The sequence below is a fragment of the Streptomyces venezuelae genome, from assembly GCF_008642355.1.
Classification (GTDB): Bacteria; Actinomycetota; Actinomycetes; order Streptomycetales; family Streptomycetaceae; genus Streptomyces; species Streptomyces venezuelae_B.
This window is the reverse complement of sequence record NZ_CP029193.1, coordinates 5059848-5080370: the sequence shown is the minus strand read 5'-3', so window position 1 is coordinate 5080370 and position 20523 is coordinate 5059848. Positions and strand designations below refer to the sequence as shown.

General features: G+C 70.8%; 19 protein-coding genes. 3 read left to right on the top strand and 16 right to left on the bottom strand.

Annotated features, from left to right (window positions below; translation table 11 throughout):
* The first annotated feature begins 17 nt into the window (after positions 1-17).
* On the top strand, positions 18-1001 hold the full coding sequence (locus tag DEJ47_RS23655; RefSeq protein ID WP_150171392.1) for a sigma-70 family RNA polymerase sigma factor: 984 nt from the start codon (positions 18-20) through the stop codon (positions 999-1001).
* Here the strand turns inward: DEJ47_RS23655 and DEJ47_RS23650 are convergent.
* The 12 genes from DEJ47_RS23650 to DEJ47_RS23595 all read right to left on the bottom strand — a co-directional run bounded on the left by DEJ47_RS23650 (position 912) and on the right by DEJ47_RS23595 (position 13529).
* Positions 912-1283 (bottom strand): STAS domain-containing protein, encoded by a 372-nt coding sequence (locus DEJ47_RS23650; protein ID WP_223828469.1) that lies wholly within the window; start codon positions 1281-1283, stop codon positions 912-914. The genes DEJ47_RS23655 and DEJ47_RS23650 overlap by 90 nt on opposite strands.
* Before the next feature lie 245 nt (positions 1284-1528).
* On the bottom strand, positions 1529-2806 hold the full coding sequence (locus tag DEJ47_RS23645) for a thymidine phosphorylase (protein WP_150171388.1): 1278 nt from the start codon (positions 2804-2806) through the stop codon (positions 1529-1531).
* A 130-nt stretch (positions 2807-2936) separates the two neighbouring features.
* Positions 2937-3341: a cytidine deaminase gene (locus tag DEJ47_RS23640; RefSeq protein WP_150171386.1), complete on the bottom strand. Its 405-nt coding sequence runs from the start codon at positions 3339-3341 to the stop codon at positions 2937-2939.
* Positions 3338-4600 (bottom strand): ABC transporter permease, encoded by a 1263-nt coding sequence (locus tag DEJ47_RS23635; RefSeq protein ID WP_150171384.1) that lies wholly within the window; start codon positions 4598-4600, stop codon positions 3338-3340. Before DEJ47_RS23635 ends, DEJ47_RS23640 begins: the two co-directional genes overlap by 4 nt.
* Complete coding sequence (locus DEJ47_RS23630; RefSeq protein ID WP_150171382.1) at positions 4597-5736, bottom strand: ABC transporter permease; 1140 nt, start codon at positions 5734-5736, stop codon at positions 4597-4599. Before DEJ47_RS23630 ends, DEJ47_RS23635 begins: the two co-directional genes overlap by 4 nt.
* Positions 5733-7307 (bottom strand): ABC transporter ATP-binding protein, encoded by a 1575-nt coding sequence (locus tag DEJ47_RS23625; RefSeq protein WP_150175821.1) that lies wholly within the window; start codon positions 7305-7307, stop codon positions 5733-5735. Before DEJ47_RS23625 ends, DEJ47_RS23630 begins: the two co-directional genes overlap by 4 nt.
* A 212-nt stretch (positions 7308-7519) precedes the next feature.
* The gene (locus tag DEJ47_RS23620; protein ID WP_150171380.1) at positions 7520-8572 is read right to left on the bottom strand and encodes a BMP family protein; all 1053 of its coding nucleotides are present in this window, start codon (positions 8570-8572) and stop codon (positions 7520-7522) included.
* 242 nt (positions 8573-8814) lie between these two features.
* A complete protein-coding gene (locus DEJ47_RS23615; RefSeq protein ID WP_150171378.1) occupies positions 8815-9936 on the bottom strand; it encodes a BMP family protein in 1122 nt (373 codons plus the stop codon).
* A 144-nt stretch (positions 9937-10080) separates the two neighbouring features.
* Positions 10081-11322, bottom strand: coding sequence for a M20 family metallopeptidase (locus tag DEJ47_RS23610; protein ID WP_150171377.1), 1242 nt, complete (start codon positions 11320-11322; stop codon positions 10081-10083).
* A gap of 325 nt (positions 11323-11647) precedes the next feature.
* On the bottom strand, positions 11648-12043 hold the full coding sequence (locus DEJ47_RS23605) for a GNAT family N-acetyltransferase (RefSeq protein ID WP_150171375.1): 396 nt from the start codon (positions 12041-12043) through the stop codon (positions 11648-11650).
* Positions 12040-12600: a cysteine hydrolase gene (locus DEJ47_RS23600; protein WP_150171373.1), complete on the bottom strand. Its 561-nt coding sequence runs from the start codon at positions 12598-12600 to the stop codon at positions 12040-12042. The genes DEJ47_RS23605 and DEJ47_RS23600 overlap by 4 nt, the downstream gene beginning before the upstream one ends.
* Before the next feature lie 29 nt (positions 12601-12629).
* The gene (locus tag DEJ47_RS23595) at positions 12630-13529 is read right to left on the bottom strand and encodes a LysR family transcriptional regulator (protein ID WP_150171371.1); all 900 of its coding nucleotides are present in this window, start codon (positions 13527-13529) and stop codon (positions 12630-12632) included.
* Between the two features lie 100 nt (positions 13530-13629).
* Here DEJ47_RS23595 and DEJ47_RS23590 point away from each other — a divergent pair, with 100 nt between their 5' ends.
* Together DEJ47_RS23590 and DEJ47_RS23585 are read left to right on the top strand one after the other, a co-directional pair.
* A complete protein-coding gene (locus DEJ47_RS23590) occupies positions 13630-15066 on the top strand; it encodes an MFS transporter (RefSeq protein WP_150171369.1) in 1437 nt (478 codons plus the stop codon).
* A 9-nt stretch (positions 15067-15075) separates the two neighbouring features.
* Positions 15076-15522, top strand: a complete 447-nt coding sequence (locus tag DEJ47_RS23585; RefSeq protein ID WP_150171367.1) for a protein-tyrosine phosphatase family protein — start codon at positions 15076-15078, stop codon at positions 15520-15522.
* A 3-nt stretch (positions 15523-15525) separates the two neighbouring features.
* On the opposite strand, the gene DEJ47_RS23580 is transcribed toward DEJ47_RS23585, so the two are convergent.
* The 4 genes from DEJ47_RS23580 to DEJ47_RS23565 are packed head-to-tail and all read right to left on the bottom strand — an operon-like array spanning position 15526 to position 20345.
* A complete protein-coding gene (locus DEJ47_RS23580) occupies positions 15526-16635 on the bottom strand; it encodes a hypothetical protein (RefSeq protein ID WP_150171366.1) in 1110 nt (369 codons plus the stop codon).
* Positions 16636-16673: 38 nt separating this feature from the next.
* On the bottom strand, positions 16674-17627 hold the full coding sequence (locus tag DEJ47_RS23575; RefSeq protein WP_190329415.1) for an N-acetylneuraminate synthase family protein: 954 nt from the start codon (positions 17625-17627) through the stop codon (positions 16674-16676).
* 13 nt (positions 17628-17640) lie between these two features.
* Positions 17641-18969, bottom strand: coding sequence for an N-acylneuraminate cytidylyltransferase (locus tag DEJ47_RS23570; RefSeq protein WP_150171364.1), 1329 nt, complete (start codon positions 18967-18969; stop codon positions 17641-17643).
* Between the two features lie 26 nt (positions 18970-18995).
* Positions 18996-20345, bottom strand: coding sequence for a DUF6716 putative glycosyltransferase (locus DEJ47_RS23565; protein ID WP_150171362.1), 1350 nt, complete (start codon positions 20343-20345; stop codon positions 18996-18998).
* Positions 20346-20523: the final 178 nt, after the last annotated feature.

Genomic DNA, 20523 nt, shown 5'->3' with positions numbered 1-20523 from the left:
CGCAGGGGTGGGTTGGGATGAGCGACATCGCAGGGACGACGGCCGATCTGGACGTCACGCTGGAGAAACACCGGGTCGAACTGACCGGGTACTGCTACCGGATGCTCGGCTCGGCCTTCGAGGCCGAGGACGCCGTGCAGGACACGATGGTGCGGGCCTGGCGCAGCTTCGAGAAGTTCGAGGGCCGCTCCAGCGTCCGGTCCTGGCTGTACCGCATCGCGACGAACGTCTGCCTGGACATGCTGAACGCGGGCAACCGCCGCGCCCGCCCCATGGACCTGACCGCCGCGGCGCCGCTCGCGCAGGCCGCGCTCAATCCGCGCCCGGACAACACCTGGCTGGAGCCGATCCCGGACGCCCGCGTCCTGCCGACCGTCGGCGACCCGGCGGAGGCGGCGGTCGCCAAGGAGTCGGTGCGCCTCGCGTTCGTCGCCGCGCTGCAGAGCCTGCCGCCCAAGCAGCGCGCGGTGCTCATCCTCCGCGAGGTCCTCGCGTGGAAGGCCAGCGAGGTCGCCGAGCTGATCGACACCTCCGTCGCCTCCGTGAACAGCGCGCTGCAGCGGGCGCGTGCCACCCTCGCCGAGCGGCCGGAGGACGACACGGCCGTCTCCGACCCGCTCGACGAGGAGCAGCAGAAGCTCCTCGAGCGGTACGTCGCCGCGTTCGAGGGCTATGACATGGCCGCCCTGACCGCGCTGCTCGCCGAGGACGCCGTCATGACGATGCCGCCGTTCGACCTGTGGCTGCGCGGCACGGAGGACATCACGGGCTTCATGACGACGATCGGCGCGTCGTGCGCCAACAGCCGTCTGGTGCCGGTGAACGTGAACGGCACGCCGGGCTTCGCGCACTACAAGCCGGACCCCGACAACGGCGGGTTCGCGCCGTGGGCGATCCAGGTCATCGAGATCTCAGAGGGCCGGATCACCGGCTTCCACTGTTTCCTGGACACGCCCCGGTGGTTCCCGCTCTTCGGCATGCCCCTCCATCTCGACGACTAGCCCGAGGAGCTCGACGAGGCCCACGAGACCGAGCAGGGCCAGCAGGGCGGGGGTGGGGTTCCTGAGCCGGATCCGGCCCCCTGCCCTGCGGGCGGCGAGGTGCAGGCGGGCGATTGCGTCGACGGTGGCGAGGTCGGCGGTGGTGACGGCGGAGACGTCGCAGATCACGTCACCGCCGTCCGGTCCGTGCCGGGATGCGGCGACGCGTTCGCTCAGGTGCGGGACGTCGGCGGGGCCCAGTGGTCCCGCGATGCGGATGAGGTTCTCTTCGTAAGCAGCCACGCAGGGGTGACTGGCCGGACGGCCCGAACTCATCGGTGGGACGGTTCAGCCAGGCGCACGGGGCTCAGTCGCAGGGGAACGCGCTGGTGCCGAGATCCAGGCCGCAAGGGCCCGGCAAGGTGATCGGCTCGCCGAACGGGGCCGGTGGCGGTCCACCGATCCCGTTCACCCGTACGAGCCCCGTCAGGGGCGCGGGGAACTGCGCGACCAGCCCCTACGCGCCCGCAGCAGACGAATCAGCCGGATCAGCCGATGCGGTCCAGGACGATCGGCGTCGCCGAGAAGTCCTTGCCCGCCGGGGCGATGTCGAACGCGCCCTCCACGGACTGGAGCGCGTACTCGAACCGCTCCGGCGTGTCCGTGTGCAGGGTCATGAGGGGAGCCCCCGCCTCGACGGAGTCGCCCGGCTTGGCGTGGAGTTCGACACCCGCGCCCGCCTGGACCACGTCCTCCTTGCGCGCACGCCCCGCGCCGAGACGCCACGCGGCGACGCCGACGTCGTACGCGTCGAGGCGTGTCAGGACGCCGGACGAGGGGGCCGTCACCACGTGCCGCTCCCGTGCCACCGGCAGCTCCGCGTCCGGGTCGCCGCCCTGTGCCGTGATCATGCGGCGCCACACGTCCATCGCGGAGCCGTCCGCCAGCGCCTTCGCGGGGTCCGCGTCCTTCAGGCCCGCCGCGTCGAGCATCTCGCGGGCAAGGGCGAGGGTGAGCTCGACGACGTCCGCCGGGCCGCCGCCCGCGAGGACCTCCACGGACTCGCGGACCTCAAGGGCGTTGCCCGCCGTCAGGCCCAGCGGGGTCGACATGTCCGTGAGGAGCGCCGCCGTGCGGACGCCGCTGTCCGTGCCGAGCTCCACCATGGTGGAGGCGAGCTCGCGCGCGTCGTCCAGGTTCTTCATGAACGCGCCGGTGCCGACCTTCACGTCGAGGACGAGCGAGCCGGTGCCCTCGGCGATCTTCTTGGACATGATGGAGGAAGCGATCAGCGGGATCGCCTCCACCGTGCCGGTCACGTCGCGCAGGGCGTAGAGCTTCTTGTCGGCGGGGGCCAGGCCGTCGCCGGCCGCGCAGATCACCGACCCGACGCCCTCCAGTACGTTCAGCATCTCCGCGTTGGACAGCAGCGCCCGCCAGCCGGGGATGGCCTCCAGCTTGTCGAGCGTGCCGCCCGTGTGGCCGAGGCCGCGGCCCGACAGCTGCGGGACGGCCGCGCCGCACGCGGCGACCAGCGGGGCGAGCGGCAGCGTGATCTTGTCGCCGACGCCACCGGTGGAGTGCTTGTCGGCGGTGGGGCGGGAGAGCGAGGAGAAGTCCATGCGCTCGCCGGAGGCGATCATCGCGGCGGTCCAGCGGGCGATCTCCTTGCGGTTCATGCCGTTGAGGAGGATCGCCATCGCGAGGGACGACATCTGTTCGTCGGCGACCGTGCCGCGCGTGTACGCGTCGATGACCCAGTCGATCTGCTCGTCGCTCAGCTCGCCCCGGTCGCGCTTGGTGCGGATGACGGAGATGACGTCCATTGGCATGTCCTTCCGGCGGTACAACGGCGTACGTACGTACATATATGGGTTCGCCGCGACTCTACGCGCATAGAGCCCGGAGATGAAGGCGGCCCCGCTCCCGAGATCGTCAAGGGGGCGGGGCCGTCCGTCAGTTGAGGTGCTGCGGACCGAACGCGTCCGGGAGCATGTCACCGAGCGTCCGTACGCCCGACGGTGTCTCCATGACGAGTTCGGCGCCGCCGAACTCGTACAGCAGCTGGCGGCAGCGGCCGCAGGGCATCAGGATCTCGCCCTTGCCGTCCACGCACGTGAAGTGCGTCAGACGGCCGCCGCCGGTCAGCTGGAGCTGCGAGACCAGACCGCACTCGGCGCACAGGCCGAGGCCGTACGACGCGTTCTCGACGTTGCAGCCGGAGACCGTCCTGCCGTCGTCGACCAGGGCCGCGGCCCCGACCGGGAAGCCCGAGTAGGGCGCGTACGCGCGGGACATCGCCTCGCGCGCGGCCTCACGGAGGGCGTCCCAGTCGGTGTCGGCGGCAGCAGCAGTCGTCACTTGCCTTGTCCCTTTCGGTACGGCATTCCGTCCGCCTTCGGCATCCGGAGCCGCTGGGCGGAGAGCGAGAGGACCAGCAGGGTCACCACGTACGGAGTGGCGGTGACGACCTGGTTGGGCACCTCGTCGGTCAAGCCGTACCACAGGAACATCAGCGCGGAGACGGCCGCGGTGATCACCGCGGGGACGTACTTCTTGCGCCAGGCGAGGTAGATCGCGCCGATGACCAGCAGGATCGCGATGAGCAGGAGCAGCGCGTGGACGTTGGTGCCGCCGCCCCGGAGCTTCAGGCTGTCGGTGTAACCGAACAGGCCCGCGCCGAGCGCGAGTCCGCCCGGCATCCAGTTGCCGAAGATCATCGCGGCGAGGCCGATGTAGCCGCGGCCGCCGGTCTGGCCCTCCAGGTAGATGTTGGAGGCGACCAGGGAGAGGAAGGCGCCGCCGAGTCCGGCGAGGCCGCCGGAGATGACCACGGCCAGGTACTTGTACTTGTACACGTTGACGCCGAGCGACTCGGCCGCGACCGGGTTCTCGCCGCAGGAGCGCAGCCGCAGGCCGAACGAGGTGCGCCACAGGATCCACCAGCTCAGCGGGACCATGGCGACCGCGACCACGGTCAGCGGGGACAGGTCGGTGATGAGACCGCCGATGAGGCCCGCGAGGTCCGAGACGAGGAACCAGTGCTTGTCGTTGAGGTCCTGGAGCCAGTCGGACAGGCCCGGCACGGAGAAGTTGCCGAGCGACTCGACGGGCGGCGACTGCTTCGACGTACCGCCTTCCTCGCCCTCGAAGGCGAAGGTGGCCAGGTAGCGCGTCGCGCCCAGGGCGAGGATGTTGAGGGCCACACCGGAGACGATGTGGTTGACGTTGAACGTGATCGTGACGATCGCGTGCAGCAGTCCGCCGAGCGCGCCGCCGACGATGCCGAAGAGGACGCCCACCCAGGGGCCCCACTGGAAACCGGCCCAGGCGCCGAACCAGGTGCCGAGGATCAGCATGCCTTCGAGGCCGATGTTGACGACGCCCGCGCGCTCGGCCCAGAGGCCGCCGAGACCGGCGAGACCGATCGGCACGGCGAGCTTGAGTGCCGTCGACATCTGTCCGGTGGACGTGATGCCGTCGGCGCCGGTGATCATGCGGACCACGGAGGTCAGCACGAGGACACCCGCGATGATCAGCAGGAGGACGGGGAGCGAGACGCGGCGGCGGCCCGGTGCGGGCTGCTCGGCCGGGGCCTTGGCGACGGTTGCCGAGCTCATCGGGCAGCCACCTCCTTCACGGAGTCGTTGTTGCCGTTGTTGCCGTTCGCCCGTGCGGCGGCGGCCAGTTCCTCACCGACGCGGCGCTGCTGGCGGCGCAGACCCCAGCGGCGCACCTCCTCGTAGGAGACGACGACCGCGATCACGATGAGGCCCTGCATGATCACCGCGATCTCCTTGTCGTACGCCTCGGGCTGGGCGTAGTCGAGGGCGGGCGATGCCTTGTCGAGGAAGGCCCAGAGCAGCGCCGCGAAGGCGATGCCGACCGGGTTGTTGCGGCCGAGGAGCGCGATGCCGATGGCGGTGAAGCCGAGGCCCGCGGGGAACGAGAGGCTGTAGGTGTGGGTGTCGCCGAGCAGGATCGGCAGACCGGCGAGGCCCGAGACCGCGCCGGAGATCAGCATCGCGCTGAGCACCATGCGCTTGGCGTTGACGCCGGAGGCCGCCGCGGCGGACTCGGAGGCGCCGGTGGCGCGCAGGTCGAAGCCGAACCGGGTGCGGTTGAGGACGAGCCAGTACAGGACGCCCGCGAGCACCGAGATGATCACGAAGCCGTAGATCTCGCCGCCCGCCACCTTGATGCCGGGGAACCAGCCGGACTTCTCCATGACGCCGGTGGTCTGGTTGTTGCCGACCGGGACGCCGAAGTTCTCGGTGAGGGTGAGGTAGGCGATGACGCTCGTCGCGATGGCGTTGAGCATGATCGTGGCGACCACCTCGCTGACGCCGCGCGTGGTCTTGAGGACGCCCGCGATGCCGGCCCAGAAGGCGCCGGTGAGCATGGCGACCGCCATCAGCATCGGGATCTGCAGGAACGACGGCAGCGCGAGGTGCGTGCCGACGACGGCGGTCACCATCGCGGCGAGCCGGTACTGCCCGTCGACGCCGATGTTGAACAGGTTCATGCGGAAGCCGATGGCCACCGCGAGCGCCGCCAGGTAGTACATGCCGGCCTGGTTGAGGATCAGCACCTGGACGTCGGAGAAGGTGGCCTGCTCCAGCATCAGGCTGTACGGCTCGATCGGGCTCTTGCCCGAGGCGAGCAGCACGACCGAGGTCAGCGCCACGGCCGCGATCAGTGCGATGACCGGTCCGGCCACCGCGAGGAGCACGCGCTCCTTGTCGAACTTCTTCATCGGGCCTCGTCCTCCGGGGCGTCTTCTTCCACGTGCTCCAAGTGACCCGAGGCGGCACCGGTCATGGCCGAACCGAGCTCCTCCGGCGTGATGGTGGCCGGGTCGGCGTCCGCCACGAGCCGCCCGTTGTAGATCACGCGGAGGGTGTCGGAGAGGCCGATCAGCTCATCCAGGTCGGCGGAGATGAGGAGCACCGCGAGGCCTTCGCGGCGGGCCTCGCGGATCTGGTCCCAGATCTGCGCCTGCGCGCCGACGTCCACACCGCGGGTGGGGTGGGCGGCGATCAGGAAGCGCGGCTTGTGGCTCATCTCGCGGCCGACGATCAGCTTCTGCTGGTTGCCGCCGGACAGGGAGGCGGCCGTCACGTCGATGCCGGGCGTACGGACGTCGTACTCCTCGACGATGCGGCGCGTGTCGGCCTGGGCGCCCTTGGGGTCCAGCCAGAAGCCGCGTGCGTTGGGCTTCTCGGTGACGTGGCCGAGGATGCGGTTCTCCCACAGCGGGGACTCCAGGAGGAGTCCGTGGCGGTGGCGGTCCTCGGGGATGTAGCCGATGCCGTCCTCGCGCCGCTTGCGGGTCGCCGTGGCGGTGATGTCCTCGCCCGCCATGCGGATCACGCCGGAGTCGGCGTGCTTGAGGCCGATGAGCGCGTCGATCAGCTCGGTCTGGCCGTTGCCCTCGACGCCCGCGATGCCGAGGACCTCGCCCTCGTGGATCGTGAAGGAGATGTCGTCGAGCAGGGCGCGCTGCGACTCGCCGCCCGCGAGCAGCTTCAGGTTCTCGACCTGGATCATCGGGCGATCGGTGACCGTCGACTCGGCCGTCTCGGGCGTGGGGAGTTCGCTGCCGACCATCAGCTCGGCGAGCTGGCGGGGCGTCGTCTCCGACGGGACCGCCGTGCCGACGGTCGTGCCGCGCCGGATGACGGTGATGTCGTCGGCGACGGAGAGGACCTCGCCCAGCTTGTGCGAGATGAAGATGACGGAGAGGCCCTCGGACTTCAGCTCGCGCAGGTTGTCGAAGAGCGCGTCGACCTCCTGCGGCACGAGGACGGCCGTCGGCTCGTCGAGGATCAGCGTGGTGGCGCCGCGGTAGAGGACCTTGAGGATCTCCACGCGCTGCCGGTCGGCGACGCCGAGGTCCTCCACGTACGCGTCGGGGCGCACGCCGAGGCCGTACCGCTCGGAGATCTCGGCGATGCGGCGGCGGGCCGCGCCGCCGATGCCGTGCAGCTTCTCGCTGCCGAGGACGATGTTCTCCAGGACGGTGAGCTGGTCGGCGAGCATGAAGTGCTGGTGCACCATGCCGATGCCGCGGGCGATGGCGTCCGCGGGGCTGCCGAAGGCGACCTGCTCGCCGTCGACGGTGATGGTGCCCTCGTCCGGCTTCTGCATGCCGTAGAGGATCTTCATCAGCGTCGACTTGCCCGCGCCGTTCTCGCCGACGAGGGCGTGCACGGTGCCCTTGCGGACGGTCAGGTGGATGTCGTGGTTGGCCACGACACCGGGGAAGCGCTTGGTGATGCCGACGAGTTCGACGGCGACGGGCGGAGGGTTGGTGGACGCGTCGATGGCGCACTCTCCTCGGGGGCCTGAAGGAAAGGGGCCGCCTACGCGCGCAATGCCCCTGCTGGTACCGGGAAGTCCCTGCCGCGAAATCCCTTCGCGGCTGGGGGTGTTGAGATGTTGCTCGCGCGAACGGGGCGCGGGTGAACCATCGTCCCCCACACCCCGTTGCACGTGAATCACGCTGCCGTTACGGCAGTCGGCAAGGCGGTTGCGCCTTACGGAGCGGTCTTGACCTTGATCTTGCCGCCCTTGATGCCCTCTTCGGCCTTCTTCAGGGCCTCCTGGACATCCTTCATCTTCATGAACTCGGGGTTCGAGTCGGCGAGCGCGACGCCGCCGGACTTGAGGTCGGCGCGGACGACGCCGCCCTTTGCGGTGCCGTCCTCGACGGCCTTCGCGAGGTTGTACACCGAGCCCGCGACGTCCTTGGTCGCCGAGGTCAGGATGTACTTCTTGTACTTGGCGAGGGCGTCCTGCTTGTACTGGTCGGAGTCGACACCGATCGCCCAGACCTTCTTGGCGGCGGCGGCCTCGATGACGCCCTGACCGGAGAGGCCCGCGGCGTGGTAGACCACGTCGGCGCCCTTCTCGATCTGGCCCTGCGCGGCGGTCTTGCCCTTGTCGGGGCTGGAGAAGCCGCCGTCCTCGGCCTTCTCGGTCAGGTACTGCTTGACGACCTTGACCTTGGGGTTGGTGTCCTTGACGCCCTGCGCGAAGCCCGCCTCGAACTTGTGGATCAGCGGGACGTCCACGCCGCCGACGAAGCCGACGGTCTTGGACTTGGTGGCCTTGGCGGCGACGACGCCCGCGAGGTAGGACGCCTCCTGCTCGCTGAAGACCAGGTCGGAGACGTTGTCGGCCTTGACCGTCTCGTCGTCGACGATGCCGAAGGTGGTCTTCGGGAACTTCTCCGAGACCTCCTTGATGGCGGGCGCGTACGCGTAGCCGACGCCGATCACCGGGTTGTAGCCCTGCTTGGCCAGCTGGGTCAGGCGCTGCGTCTTGTCGGCGTCCGACTCGCCGTCGACGGGCTCGACGGCCTTCTCGCCGGTCTTGAACTCCTTGGCGGCCTTCTTCATGCCGACGGTCGCGGCGTCGTTGAAGGACTGGTCGCCGGCGCCGCCGACGTCGTAGGCGATGGCGACGCCCTTGTTCTTGTCGTCCTTGCTCGCGGCGGCGTCGCTGGACGTGCCACCACAGGCGGAGACGGTTACGGCAAGAGCGGCGGTCGCGGCGCCCGCGACAGCTATTCGAGACACCCGGCGCATAGAGACGAACTCCTTAGTACAAGCAAGCACAAGCACGTTCGAGCGCCTCACCCGGCGCTGATTTCGCCGCAGCGTAACGCGCGTAGACCTGACATAAGAACCCTTCTGTCCGGTCCGTTATCGAGCTGTGGCCACCGGGTGTCGGGGGGCCGAACGACGGGTGGGCGCCCCCCAGATGGGGAGCGCCCAGTCGCCACACGCAGTACTACGTAAAACGTCCCGGACCGTGCGCTACCGGCGCGCTACGGAACGATCTTGACTTTCACCTTGCCGCTGACGATGTCCTTCTCGGCCTTCTCCACGGCGGCGACGACATCCTTCATCGCCGTGTACTTCGGGTTCGAGTCGGAGAACCCGACGCGGCCCGACTTCAGGTCGTACCGCTGCTCGCCCGTCATCGGCCTGCCCTCGACGACGGACTTCGTGAGGTCGTACACGGCGCCGCCGACGTCCTTGAACGCCGAGCCGAGGATGTAGTCCTTGTACTTGGCGAGGGCCTTCTGCTTGTACTGGTCCGAGTCGACGCCGATGGCCCACTTCTTCTGCGAGCCGGCCTCCTGAATGACTCCCTGCCCGGACAGCCCCGCCGCGTGGTAGATCACGTCGGCGCCGGACTCGATCTGTCCGCTCGCCGCGTTCTGTCCCTTGTCGGGGCTGGAGAATCCACCCTCCTCGGGTTTCTCGGTCAGATACCGCTTCTCGATCTTGATCTTGGGGTCGACGGATTTCACGCCCTGCACGAATCCGGCCTCGAATTTGTGGATGAGCGGAATGTCCACGCCTCCGACGAATCCGACGTGTTCGGCCTTGCTCGCCTTGGCGGCGGCGACGCCCGCCAGATAGGAGCCCTGTTCCTCGTGGAAGACGAGGTCGGCGACGTTGTCGGCCTTCACGGTGTTGTCGTCGATGATCCCGAAGGTGGTCTTGGGGAACTTCTTGGCGGCGGCCTCGACGGCGGGCGCGTAGACGAAGCCGACGCCGATGACCGGGTCGTACCCCTGCCGGGCGAGCTGTTCGAGGCGCTGGATCTTGTCGGCGCTGGACTCGCCGTCGCCCGGCTCCATGTCCACGCCGCCGATCTTGAACTCGTCGCGGGCCTTTTTGTACCCCGCGTATGCGGCGTCGTTGAAGGACTGGTCGCCCTGGCCCCCGATGTCGTACGCGAGACCGATGCCCTTGCCTTTGTACGAGGAGCCCGCGGGGCCGTTCTCCTTGCCTCCGTCTTCCTGCGAGGCCTCGTTGCTCGTCTTGCCGCAGCCGGCCGCCGCGAGGGCGAGGACGGCGACGGCGGCGGTGAGGTGAGTGGTGGCGCGAGATGTACGGGACGTACGGGAATTGCGGGATGTCGAAGAGAGACGACGCACAGGAAGCACCCCTTGATCGCCAACGCGCCGCGCACGGCGCTGATTTCGGCGCACATTAACGCGCGTAGAAAGGCGAGGGAACGGTTTTCCGCGGTGCCGTTACCTCTTCGTGCTTTTGGCCCGTACGTCGCCCACGTCGTGCCTCTACTGCATCGCGTCCAACAGCGCGGCGGCGGTGAAGAGTTCGACGCCCGCGGTGATCGCCGTCTCGTCGACGTCGAAGTCGCCCTGGTGGAGGTCGCGGACGGTGCGCTCTCCCGGGTGGCGCACGCCGAGGCGGGCCATGGCGCCGGGCACGCGCTCCAGGTACCAGGAGAAGTCCTCGCCGCCGAGGCTCTGCTCGGTGTCCTCGACGGAGTGCAGGCCGCGCCGCTCGACCATCGCGTCGCGCAGCAGGTCGCTGACGGTGGCGTCGTTGACGACGGGCGGCACGCCGCGGATGTAGTTGATCTCGGACTTCGCGCGGTAGAGGTCGGCGACCTCCTGGACGGCGCCGTGCACGAGGTCGGGCGCGTCCCGCCAGGCCCGCAGGTCGAGGCAGCGCACGGTGCCCGAGAGCTCGGCGTGCTGCGGGATGACGTTCGGGGCGTGGCCCGTCTCGATGCGGCCCCAGGTCACGACGAGCCCGGAGCGGGCGTCGGCCCTGCGGGAGACCAGGGCGGGGACGTCGGTGGCGACCTTGGCGGCGGCGGTGACGAGGTCCGTGGTGAGGTGGGGGCGCGCGGTGTGCCCGCCGGGTCCGTCGAGCGAGACCTCGAGGCGGTCGCAGGCGGAGGTGATGGGGCCGTGCCGCAGGCCGACGCGGCCCGCGTCGACCCGGGGGTCGCAGTGCACGGCGATGATCCTGCCGACGCCTTCGAGGGCGCCGGACTCGATGGCGTCGGTGGCGCCGCCGGGCAGGACCTCCTCGGCGGGCTGGAAGATCAACCGCACCGGAAAGGGCAGCTGCCCCTTCTCCGCGAGGTCGGCGAGGACGAGCCCGGCGCCGAGGACGACGGTGGTGTGCACGTCGTGGCCGCAGGCGTGGGCGCGGTCGGGGACGGTCGAGCGGTACGGGACGCCGAGCTTGGTGTCCGGGATGGGCAGCGCGTCGATGTCGGCGCGCAGGGCGAGCATGGGGCGGGTGGACGGCCGGCCGATGTCACAGATGAGCCCCGTGCCGGTGGCGAGGACACGGGGCTCGAGGCCCGCCTCCTCCAGGCGGGCCTTGAGGGCCGCGGTCGTACGGAACTCCTGGTGGCCGAGCTCTGGGTGCATGTGCAGGTCGCGACGGAAGGCGACCAGTTCGGCACGGAGCGCTTCGGGCAGCGTGCCGGGGAGCGGTGCCGCGAGTGCGGACTCCGCTCCGGGCACGCCGTCGGACACCTCTTCGGACACACTGGACATCAGTTGGTTCACCCTCTGAAGGGTAAGGCGATGCAACGGCCAACTAACCCACGATCAACAAAAGTTCAGCCCGATAGGGGAAGAATTACTGGCCTCGTGGCGCATGGCCGCCGATCGGGATGGGTAGATTCTTGGGCCGCCTCGGAGGATGCGTACGTCGTCCGGCGCCTGTAATAGGCGAGGGCGACCGCTGTCAGCGAGGGCGGCCACGCGATCAGCGGTATACAGCAGAACACGAGTGGGGTGGTTTGCGCTGTTCCGCCCGTCACACCCGTTTCGCTCCCCGTACGTGCCGTCAAGAGCACGCGGGCCTCGTCCAGCGGGCTCACAGCGCGATGAGCCCCGCCCCCGTCTCCCGGAACCCGCACGCCTCCAGGTAGAAGTCTCGGTGTTCGTCGTCGAAGTCGACGTGCAGCCACTCGCAGTGGGCGTCCCGGGCGCCCTGTGCCGCGCGGGCGACGAGTCCGGCGCCGACCCCCTGTCTCCGGCACCGCCCCGCCACGACCGTGTCGAGGACGAACGCGTGTACGCCGCCGTCCCAGGCGACGTTGACGAACCCGACGAGTGCCCCGTCCTCGTCCCGCGCGCAGACCCACCCGAGGCTGTGCCCGTGCAGTTGCTCGTGCCACCCGATGTCCAGCACCGGGTGCCCGAAGCCCTCGGCGTGCAGGGCGTTGACCTCGGGGTCCTCGAAGGCGCCCCGCCATTCGTACGTGATCATCGGGCGATCGACTCCGCCCAGGACGCGGCCGTCGTGACTTCCGCCCACTGCGGGAACAGTTTTTCGGTGAGGGTGCGGTGGACCTCCGGGTCCAGGTCCAGGCACGCGTCCGACAGGACGGTGAAGGGGAGGTCCGTGTCGTTCGCGCGGCACGCTGTGTGCAGGACTACGCCGCTGGTGGCGATGCCCGTGAGGATCAGGTGGTCGACGTCGTGGGTGCGCAGGACCAGGTCCATGTCGTTGCCCGAGAACGCGCCGGCCCGCCGCTTGGTCACCACGGTCTCGCCGGGCAGCGGTGCGACGTCGGGGTGGATCTCGCTGCCTCGGGCGCCCTCTGTGAACAGCCCCGCCTCCTCGACGGTGCGGATGATGCGCGTGGAGCGGGCCGCGTCCGGCACGTCCGGGCGCAGGCCCATCACCACGTAGATCACCGGGATGCCCGCCGACCGTGCCGCGTCGATCGCCGTGCGCAGTCGCGGCAGGTAGCCCGAGCCGTCGTCCGCCAGCTCCACGACGTCGCGTTGGACGTCCATCACCAGGAGCGCGGTCTTCGCCATGGTGTCTTCCTTCCGTCGATGTCCAGTGGTCACGCGGGCACTCCCCGCGCCGTGACGTCCCATGCCGTCCGCGCGAACGCCGCCACGGCCCCCGTCTCGTGGCCGAGCCGCCACACCAGGCCGTAGCCCGTCGGCTCCGCGTCGGCGAAGGGGACGTAGGTGATGCCGGGGCGGGCGAAGTACGTCGCCGTGTGGGCCGGTGCCGGGAACGCGCCCCGCCCCGCCGCCACCAGCGTGAGCGCCTCCTGCAGGTTCGTCACGGCGGGGCCGTGGGCGACAGGGCGACCGCTCGGGGTGCGGGAGGGGGCGTGGTGGTCCAGCCAGTACGTGGGGACCGGGCCCTCGATGGTGAGGAGGGGGACCTCCGCCAGGTCCTCCAGGGTCACCGAGGTCCTGGCCGCCAGGGGGTGCGTCGCCGGGAGGGCGAGCACGCGGTCCTCCGAGAGCAGCACCGCGCCGCCGCCCAGGTCGTCCTCCCGTACCGGGAACTCGGTGAGCTGCACGTCGAACTCGCCCTTGCGCAGCGGCCCGTACGGATCACCCAGCGGCACCTCGCAGACCTCCACGGAGATCCCGGGATGGCTGACGCGCAGGGCCTCCGTCGTCTTCATCACGATCTCACCGGTGAGGGGGTTGGCGAAGCCCACGTGCAGCACCGAGTCGATGCCGCGTGCCGCGGCCACGGCACGCTCCAGGGCGGCCTCGATGGCACGGTGGTGCGGTTCGAGGTCGGCGCGGAGCCGACGGCCCAGCGCGGTGAGGGCGACCACGCGGCTGCTGCGGACGAAGAGCGGTGCTCCTACGCGGCGTTCGAGGCGTTGTACGAGCTGGCTCACCCTGGCCCTGGACAGCCGCATGCGCTCCGCCGTGCGGCCGAAGTGCAGTTCCTCCGCGAGCAGGAGAAAGCACTCCAGTTCGTCACGCTCCATCGACGTACCCCCAGGTCGTTGCGGATCGGTCAGCCTGGCTGAACGAACGTTGCGATGTTCGCCGTTGTTCCGTCCGCCCGCTCCCGCCGAGGGTGGCCGCATGAGTCAGAACCTTGCGTCCCGCCCTCCCGAATCCCCCGGCACCTCCTTCACCGGCCGCGAGTGGGGCACCCTCCTCGTCCTCTGCGGCGCGATCTTCCTGGAGGGCATCGACGTCGCGATGCTCAACATCGCCCTCCCCTCCATCCGGGCCGACCTCGGGCTGTCCACCGGCTCGCTGCAGTGGGTCATGAGCGCCTACGTCCTCGGGTACGGCGGTTTCATGCTGCTCGGCGGGCGGGCGGCCGACCTGTTCGGGCGCCGTCAGATGTTCGTCCTCTGGCTCTCCGTCTTCCTGCTCTTCTCCGGGCTCGGCGGCCTGGCGACGGAGGGGTGGATGCTGATCGCCGCCCGCTTCGTCACGGGCGTCGCCGCGGCGTTCATGACCCCGGCCGGGCTCTCCGTCATCACCACCGGGTTCGCGGAAGGTCCGCGGCGCAACAAGGCGCTGCTCTTCTACTCCGGCACCGCGGCCGGCGGTTTCTCGGTCGGCCTGGTCGTCGGCGGTCTGCTCACCTCGGTGGGCTGGCGCTGGGTGTTCTTCGCGCCCGTCGTGCTCTCCGCCGTGATCCTGCTCGCCGCCCTCGCCGTCGTGCCGGAGTCGCCGCGCCCGGAGAGGCCGGAGCGGCGTGTCGACGTGGCGGGCGGGGTCGCGATCACCACCGCCATCGTGCTGCTCGTCCTCGGCGTGGAGCGCGCCACGCACGCCGGGTTCGCGTGGACCGCGCTCACCGTCGGAGCGGGACTCGTCCTACTGGCCGTGTTCGTCGCGGTCGAGCGCCGCGCGGCGGCCCCGCTGATACGGCTCGGCCTTCTGCGGTGCGGTCCGCTGGTCCGCGCCAACCTCTCGGGGCTGCTCTTCGCCGCGGGCTTCTTCGGCTTCCAGTTCCTGGTGGTGCTGTATCTGCGGGAACTGCGGGACTGGTCGACGCTGCAGACCAGTTTCGCGATGCTCGTCCTCGGCGTCGACGCCGTCCTCTCCCCCGTCCTGACCCCCCGGCTGGTCGGTCGCTTCGGCAACCAGCGGGTGATCTTCGGCGGGCTGCTGCTCGCCGCGTCGGCGTACGCGCTGTTCCTGCCGCTCGGCGCCGACTGGACGTACGCGATGATGCTGCCGAGCCTGATCGCCGTCGGCGTCGCCTTCTCCCTCGCGTACGGCCCGCTGACCATCGTGGCCACGGAAGGCGTGGCCGAGGACGAGCAGGGCGTCGCGGGTGCGCTGCTCTACACGTCGTTCCAGTTCGGCGCCGCGCTGGGTCTTTCGACGGTCACGGCGGTCAACGTCGCGGCGACCGCGTCGGGTTCGCCCCCGGACCTCCTGGACGGCTACCGGGCCGCGCTCTGGGTACCGGTGGCCGCCGTCCTGCTCGCCGCGCTGATCAGCGCCTTCGGGCTCCGCACGACGAAAGGGAACGTGCCGGTCGCGGCGGTCGCCTAGCCTCCAGGCATGACCACGAGCGGTGAGACACGTACATGGGAGAGCGCAGCCGCAGGAGTCCTGCGGCTGCCCTCCGGGCGACTCGTCCGGGGGCGGGGGCTCCGGCATCCGTTGCCCGACGGGGACGTGCCCGACTTCGGGGTGTATCTGCTGGGAAAGCAGCCGCCCGAAGTGGCCTGGGAGACCCGGTGGCTGCCGTGGCCGGACTTCCGGTTGCCGAGCGACCGGGAGCTCGCGCGGAAGGTGCTGCGCGAGGTGTGGGACCGGGCCGCCGGGGAGCGGGTCGAGGTCGCCTGCGGGGGTGGGCGCGGGCGGACCGGGACGGCCCTCGCCTGCGTCGCCGTGCTCGACGGGGTGCCGGCGGCCGAGGCCGTGTCGTACGTGCGGGAGCACTACGACCGGCACGCGGTGGAGACGCCCTGGCAGCGGCGGTACGTCCAGAGGTTCACCCCCTAGGCGTCACGCCGGTGCCGTGTGGCGTACGGATGTCAGGCGGTGGACGTCGCGAGCCGTGCCCGTCACGCCCGACAGGAAGCCCTGGGCGCGCGGGGACGCCGTCTCCGTGAGCCACGCCGGGTCGATGTCGCAGACCGCCACCTTGACCTCCGTGCCCGCGAGGGCCAGGGGCAGGGTGTGGACGACGGTCGAGGGGAAGCTGAGGATCGTACGGCCGATGGGGCCGCGGCGGGCGATGAGTTCCAGGGGGAGGTCGGGGCGGACCACCTGGAGGCCCGTCTCGACCGCGAGCCGGTGGAGTTTCTCCGCGCTCTCGCGGCGGTGCGCGAAGTAGCGGGTCGCGCCGTGGGCGCGGGAGAGGGCGATGACCGCTTCGACGTAGCGGTCGGGGTCGACCACGCCCGTCTCCACCAAGGACGTGCCGACCAGGTCGGAGCCGCGGGTGAGGAGGGGAGGGCCGAAGCGCTCCCGGGTCCAGGCGAAGGCGTTGGCGGTGACCGTCACGCCGTCCGGTGCGCTGTCGATCGGCATGGAGGAGAAGACCTCCACCGTGCGCGTACCGCCCGGCGTGAGTCGGCGGCGCGCCGACGCCGAGACCGGGGCGAAGAGCAGGTCGCGGGGGCCGGGACGGCCGCCCTTGCGGTGCCAGCGCTGGAGGCGCTCGCCGCGGGCCAGCTGGGCGATGAACTCCATCGTGGCCGTGCCGTCGTCGACGACGACCAGGGAGCGGGCCCGGGTGATCGTCAGCATGAGTTGTACGTAGCGGGAGAACGGGTCGCCGATGACGACCCGGTCGGCCCGCCGCAGGGCGCCCGCGAGGCCGCCCACCGTGTGGAAGGGCGCCGACGCGCCGCCGCGCGCCTCCTCCCAGCGGACTTCGACGCCCTCGTCGCGGGCGAGCTGCGCCATGCGGCGCAGCTGGCCTCGCGTCATGGGGTCGTTCGGGGAGAGGACGACGACGGTGAGTCCCCCGGCCGGACCGGTCGCATGCGCCGCGTGCGCCCACTCCAGGACGTTCAGGAGCTGCACCGGGCTCTCCACGAAGGCGAGCGTGGAGTCCGCACCCTCGGGGGCGGATGTGGTGTCGGCGGCTCGGCCGGCTCGGGGGCTCATCGTCGTGTGTCCGTCTCCCGTTGATGCGGGCCGCGTGCTCAGACCGCGACCGGCTCGGTGTCCGCGGCGGTCTCGGCCTCGGCCACGACGCCCGCGACGCGGCGCAGCTTCTTCATCGGGCCGAGCTCGGACTCGTAGACCTTCTTGACGCCGTCACCGAGGGACGCCTCGATGGTGCGGATGTCGCGGACGAGGCGGGTCAGGCCCTGCGGCTCGACGGAGGCGGCCTGGTCGGAGCCCCACATCGCGCGGTCGAGGGTGATGTGGCGCTCGACGAAGGTGGCGCCGAGGGCGACGGCGGCGAGCGTCGTCTGCAGGCCCGTCTCGTGGCCGGAGTAGCCGATCGGCACGTTCGGGTACTCGGCCTGGAGGGTGTTGATGACGCGGAGGTTGAGCTCCTCCGCCTGCGCCGGGTACGTCGACGTGGCGTGGCACATCAGGATGTTGTCGCTGCCCAGGACCTCGACCGCGTGGCGGATCTGCTTCGGGGTCGACATGCCGGTGGAGAGGATGATCGTGCGGCCCGTGGCGCGCAGGGCGCGGAGCAGCTCGTCGTCGGTGAGCGAGGCGGAGGCGACCTTGTGGGCGGGCAGGTCGAACTTCTCCAGGAAGGCGACGGCCTCGGTGTCCCACGGGGAGGCGAACCAGTCGATGCCGCGCTTGGCGCAGTGCTCGCTGATGGCCTGGTACTCGGACTCGCCGAACTCCACGCGGTGGCGGTAGTCGATGTACGTCATGCGGCCCCAGGGGGTGTCGCGCTCGATGTCCCACTGGTCGCGCGGCGTGCAGATCTCCGGGGTGCGCTTCTGGAACTTCACCGCGTCGCAGCCCGCGTCGGCGGCCACGTCGATGAGCGCGAACGCGTTCTCCAGGTCGCCGTTGTGGTTGATGCCGATCTCGCCGGTGATGTAGACGGGCTGACCGGGACCGGCCGTCTTCGAACCGAAGCGGCGGAGGCGGGAGTTGGCGCCGATGGAGGTGATGTTGCTCATGGCAGGAAATTCCTTAACTGTGGAGGGAGTCGAGAGAGGGGCCGAGGATCCAGGTGGCGATCTCTCGGATCGCGCCCTCACCACCGGGGACGGTGGTGACCGCGCGTGCGGCGCCGCGTACGACGTCGTGGGCGCTCGCGACCGCCACGGGCCAGCCCACGAGGGCGAAGCACGGGAGGTCGTTGACGTCGTTGCCGACGTAGAGCACGCGCTCGGGAGCGATGCCCTGCTCCTCGCACCACTGCTTCAGTGCGAGGTCTTTCCGGTCGATGCCGTGCAGCACGGGGAGCTTCAGCTTCCTGGCGCGTGCGGCGACGACCGGGTTCTGTTCCGTGGACAGGATCAGCATGTTCAGGCCGCTCCTGCGGAGGGCCGCGATGCCGAGTCCGTCGCCGCGGTGCACGGAGACGAACTCCCGTCCCTCGGAGTCGATCAGCACCCTGTCGTCGGTCTGGGTGCCGTCGAAGTCGAGGACGACCGCGTCGATGTCGGCGGCGGTCGGGAGGGCGGCGTCGCCTTCGGGGAGGTCCGCGTCGAAGAGCGGGGCGAGCGCGCGGGCCCGCGCGAGGTCGTGCGGGTCGTCGACCTCCAGGACGCGGGCCGGGTCGGTGCGGACGGGTTCGGTGCGGCCGAAGAAGCGGTGCTTCTCGGTGCGGAAGCCCGCCGCGTCCATGGCGTAGGCGGCGCCGGTCTCCAGGAGGTCCTGGGGGCGGTCCTGGCGGCGCGGACGGAACGACTTGTCGTGGTTGACGCCGTAGCCGCCGCGGGTCCGGGTGGAGTTGGCGAGGGTCGCGGTGCCGCCCACGGAGTCCGTGTGGTGCGCGCCGAGTCCCTTCTGCAGACCGGTGCCGTCCTCCGTGGCGTCGTCCGCCGCGTCGCGCCAGATGAAGCCGTGGAAGGGCGCCACCGTGACGGCGGTGTCGGCGCCGTGCTCGGTGACCGCCGAGGCCACCCCGTCGACGTCCTCAGCGGTGAGGAAGGGGCTGGTGCACTGCACGAGCAGGACGACGTCCACGGCACTGCCGTGCAGCGCCTCGTGGGCGTCCATGGCGTGCAGCACGGCGGCCTCGCTGGTCGCGGTGTCCCCGGCGATCGCGGCGGGGCGCAGCACCACTTCGGCACCCGCGTGCCGGGCGGCCTCGGCGATCACGTGGTCGTCGGTGGAGACGACGACGTCGGTGACGAGCCGGGCGGCCAGGCAGGCGCGGATGGCGCGGGCCACCAGCGGCACGCCGCCGACGGGGGCGAGGTTCTTGGCCGGTACGCCCTTGGAGCCGCCGCGGGCGGGGATGACGGCGAGCACGCGGCGGGCCTGCGTACCTGCTGGGCCGGGGTGGGACATGGGGGCTCCTTGGAAGGGGTGAGGGCTCACAGCTCGCCCATCCGGCGGATGACGGGGGCCACGCGCTGCACTCCGTGGCGGTAGGCGCCGCGGGCGGCGCGGCGCACGATCTGCCGTACGGGGCCGGGGTCCTTGTCGCCCGTGGGGGCGCCCGGCAGCGGGGCGCCGTCCGGGCCGAGGTGGTGGCGGGCGAGGATGCCGGGCAGGTAGCCGCCGGCCGTGGCGGGCGTGTAGTACGGCGCGATGGGCGGGAGGCCGCCCGCGGCCGCGGTGTCGAGGAGGTCGGCGACCCGCTCCCGTGCCGCGTCGAAGGCGTTCTCGTACGCTCCGTCGGCGGCGACGCCCTGCCGTGCCAGCCACCTTTCGTCGGGCACGGGCAGGTGGCCCGCGTCCAGCTGGTCCCAGGAGGCGAGGCAGCCGGAGCCGGTGAAGTGGTGGTTGCCGAGCGCCTCGCGCACCCCGAGGTCGGTGAGGACGGCGGTGGGGATGCGGCGGTGCAGGGATTCGAGGGCGGCCGTGGAGCTGACGGTGACCAGGAGGTCGGTGCGGTCGAGGACCTCGCCCATGTGCCCGTACACGAGCCGGCAGTTGGGCGGCAGGCCGCCGTCGAGGCGCTGCGACAGCTTCTGGTAGGGCAGTTCCTCGATGTGCGTGGTGTGCTCGCCGGGCTTGCTGCGCAGCTTGAGCAGGACCTCGCGGTCGGGGTGCATGCGGGCGTGCTCGGCGAGGCGGCGCAGGAGGTAGGTGCGGTGCGCGGCGGTCTCGGGGACGGAGGGCTGGGCGGCGAAGACGACGGTGTAGGGGTCGTCTCCGTCGCGCCGGTCGCGCTCGTCGTACGGGGCTCCGCCGAGGAACGGCAGCGCCGCCTCGGTCACCGCGGACGCGTCGGCGCCCACTCCTTCGTACACCGCGCGGAAGCGTTCCGCGTCCTGCCGCGAGTTGGCGAGGACGACGTCGGCGCCGTGCCGCAGGAGGAGGCCGTCGGCGAGCTTCTCGTAGACGACGCCGACATAGCCGGTGACGACGACGGAGCGGCGCGCCGGGCCACCCGTGAGGCGGGCGTCCTGCGTGATGCGGGCGAGTCCGTGCAGCACCGCCTGGACCGCCCCGCCCACCAGGGCGAGCACGATCACGTCGGGTGCGTCCCGCTCCATCTCGCGCAGGAACTCGACGGCGGTGACCTCGCGCAGCGCATCGGCGCGCACGCCCACCTCGTCGAGCTGCCGGGGGGTGGGAGTGGCCCGGCCGCGGAGCAGGAAGCCGCTGAGCCGACTGTCCGATACGATGCGGTTCGCGGTGAGAGCGCCCCATTTCCATCGCGTATCGGAGTCGGCGAGTACGGCGACCCGCAGCGGGTTTCGATGACTTCCTTGCACGTCCCAGACGCTAGGAAGGCATTTCGATTCGCGGCCCAACTCAGGTGCAACAAACGGTTAACAGCATGCCGACGAATGGCGAATCGGCCCGGGAAATGCCTCCCTGGCGGCCCGGTTAACCATTCCGCCACACGTCGTTCACCTGGCATACCGCTGCGGGTCGACACGAATGACGGGC

Coding starts and splice junctions, on each gene's coding strand:
- DEJ47_RS23580 (WP_150171366.1), bottom strand. CDS start 16,635: ATGAGCCCCCGAGCCGGCCGAGCCGCCGACACCACATCCGCCCCCGAG.
- DEJ47_RS23645 (WP_150171388.1), bottom strand. CDS start 2,806: ATGGACGTCATCTCCGTCATCCGCACCAAGCGCGACCGGGGCGAGCTG.
- DEJ47_RS23590 (WP_150171369.1), top strand. CDS start 13,630: ATGAGTCAGAACCTTGCGTCCCGCCCTCCCGAATCCCCCGGCACCTCC.
- DEJ47_RS23595 (WP_150171371.1), bottom strand. CDS start 13,529: ATGGAGCGTGACGAACTGGAGTGCTTTCTCCTGCTCGCGGAGGAACTG.
- DEJ47_RS23585 (WP_150171367.1), top strand. CDS start 15,076: ATGACCACGAGCGGTGAGACACGTACATGGGAGAGCGCAGCCGCAGGA.
- DEJ47_RS23635 (WP_150171384.1), bottom strand. CDS start 4,600: ATGAGCTCGGCAACCGTCGCCAAGGCCCCGGCCGAGCAGCCCGCACCG.
- DEJ47_RS23605 (WP_150171375.1), bottom strand. CDS start 12,043: ATGATCACGTACGAATGGCGGGGCGCCTTCGAGGACCCCGAGGTCAAC.
- DEJ47_RS23575 (WP_190329415.1), bottom strand. CDS start 17,627: ATGAGCAACATCACCTCCATCGGCGCCAACTCCCGCCTCCGCCGCTTC.
- DEJ47_RS23630 (WP_150171382.1), bottom strand. CDS start 5,736: ATGAAGAAGTTCGACAAGGAGCGCGTGCTCCTCGCGGTGGCCGGACCG.
- DEJ47_RS23600 (WP_150171373.1), bottom strand. CDS start 12,600: ATGGCGAAGACCGCGCTCCTGGTGATGGACGTCCAACGCGACGTCGTG.
- DEJ47_RS23570 (WP_150171364.1), bottom strand. CDS start 18,969: ATGTCCCACCCCGGCCCAGCAGGTACGCAGGCCCGCCGCGTGCTCGCC.
- DEJ47_RS23620 (WP_150171380.1), bottom strand. CDS start 8,572: ATGCGCCGGGTGTCTCGAATAGCTGTCGCGGGCGCCGCGACCGCCGCT.
- DEJ47_RS23610 (WP_150171377.1), bottom strand. CDS start 11,322: ATGTCCAGTGTGTCCGAAGAGGTGTCCGACGGCGTGCCCGGAGCGGAG.
- DEJ47_RS23655 (WP_150171392.1), top strand. CDS start 18: ATGAGCGACATCGCAGGGACGACGGCCGATCTGGACGTCACGCTGGAG.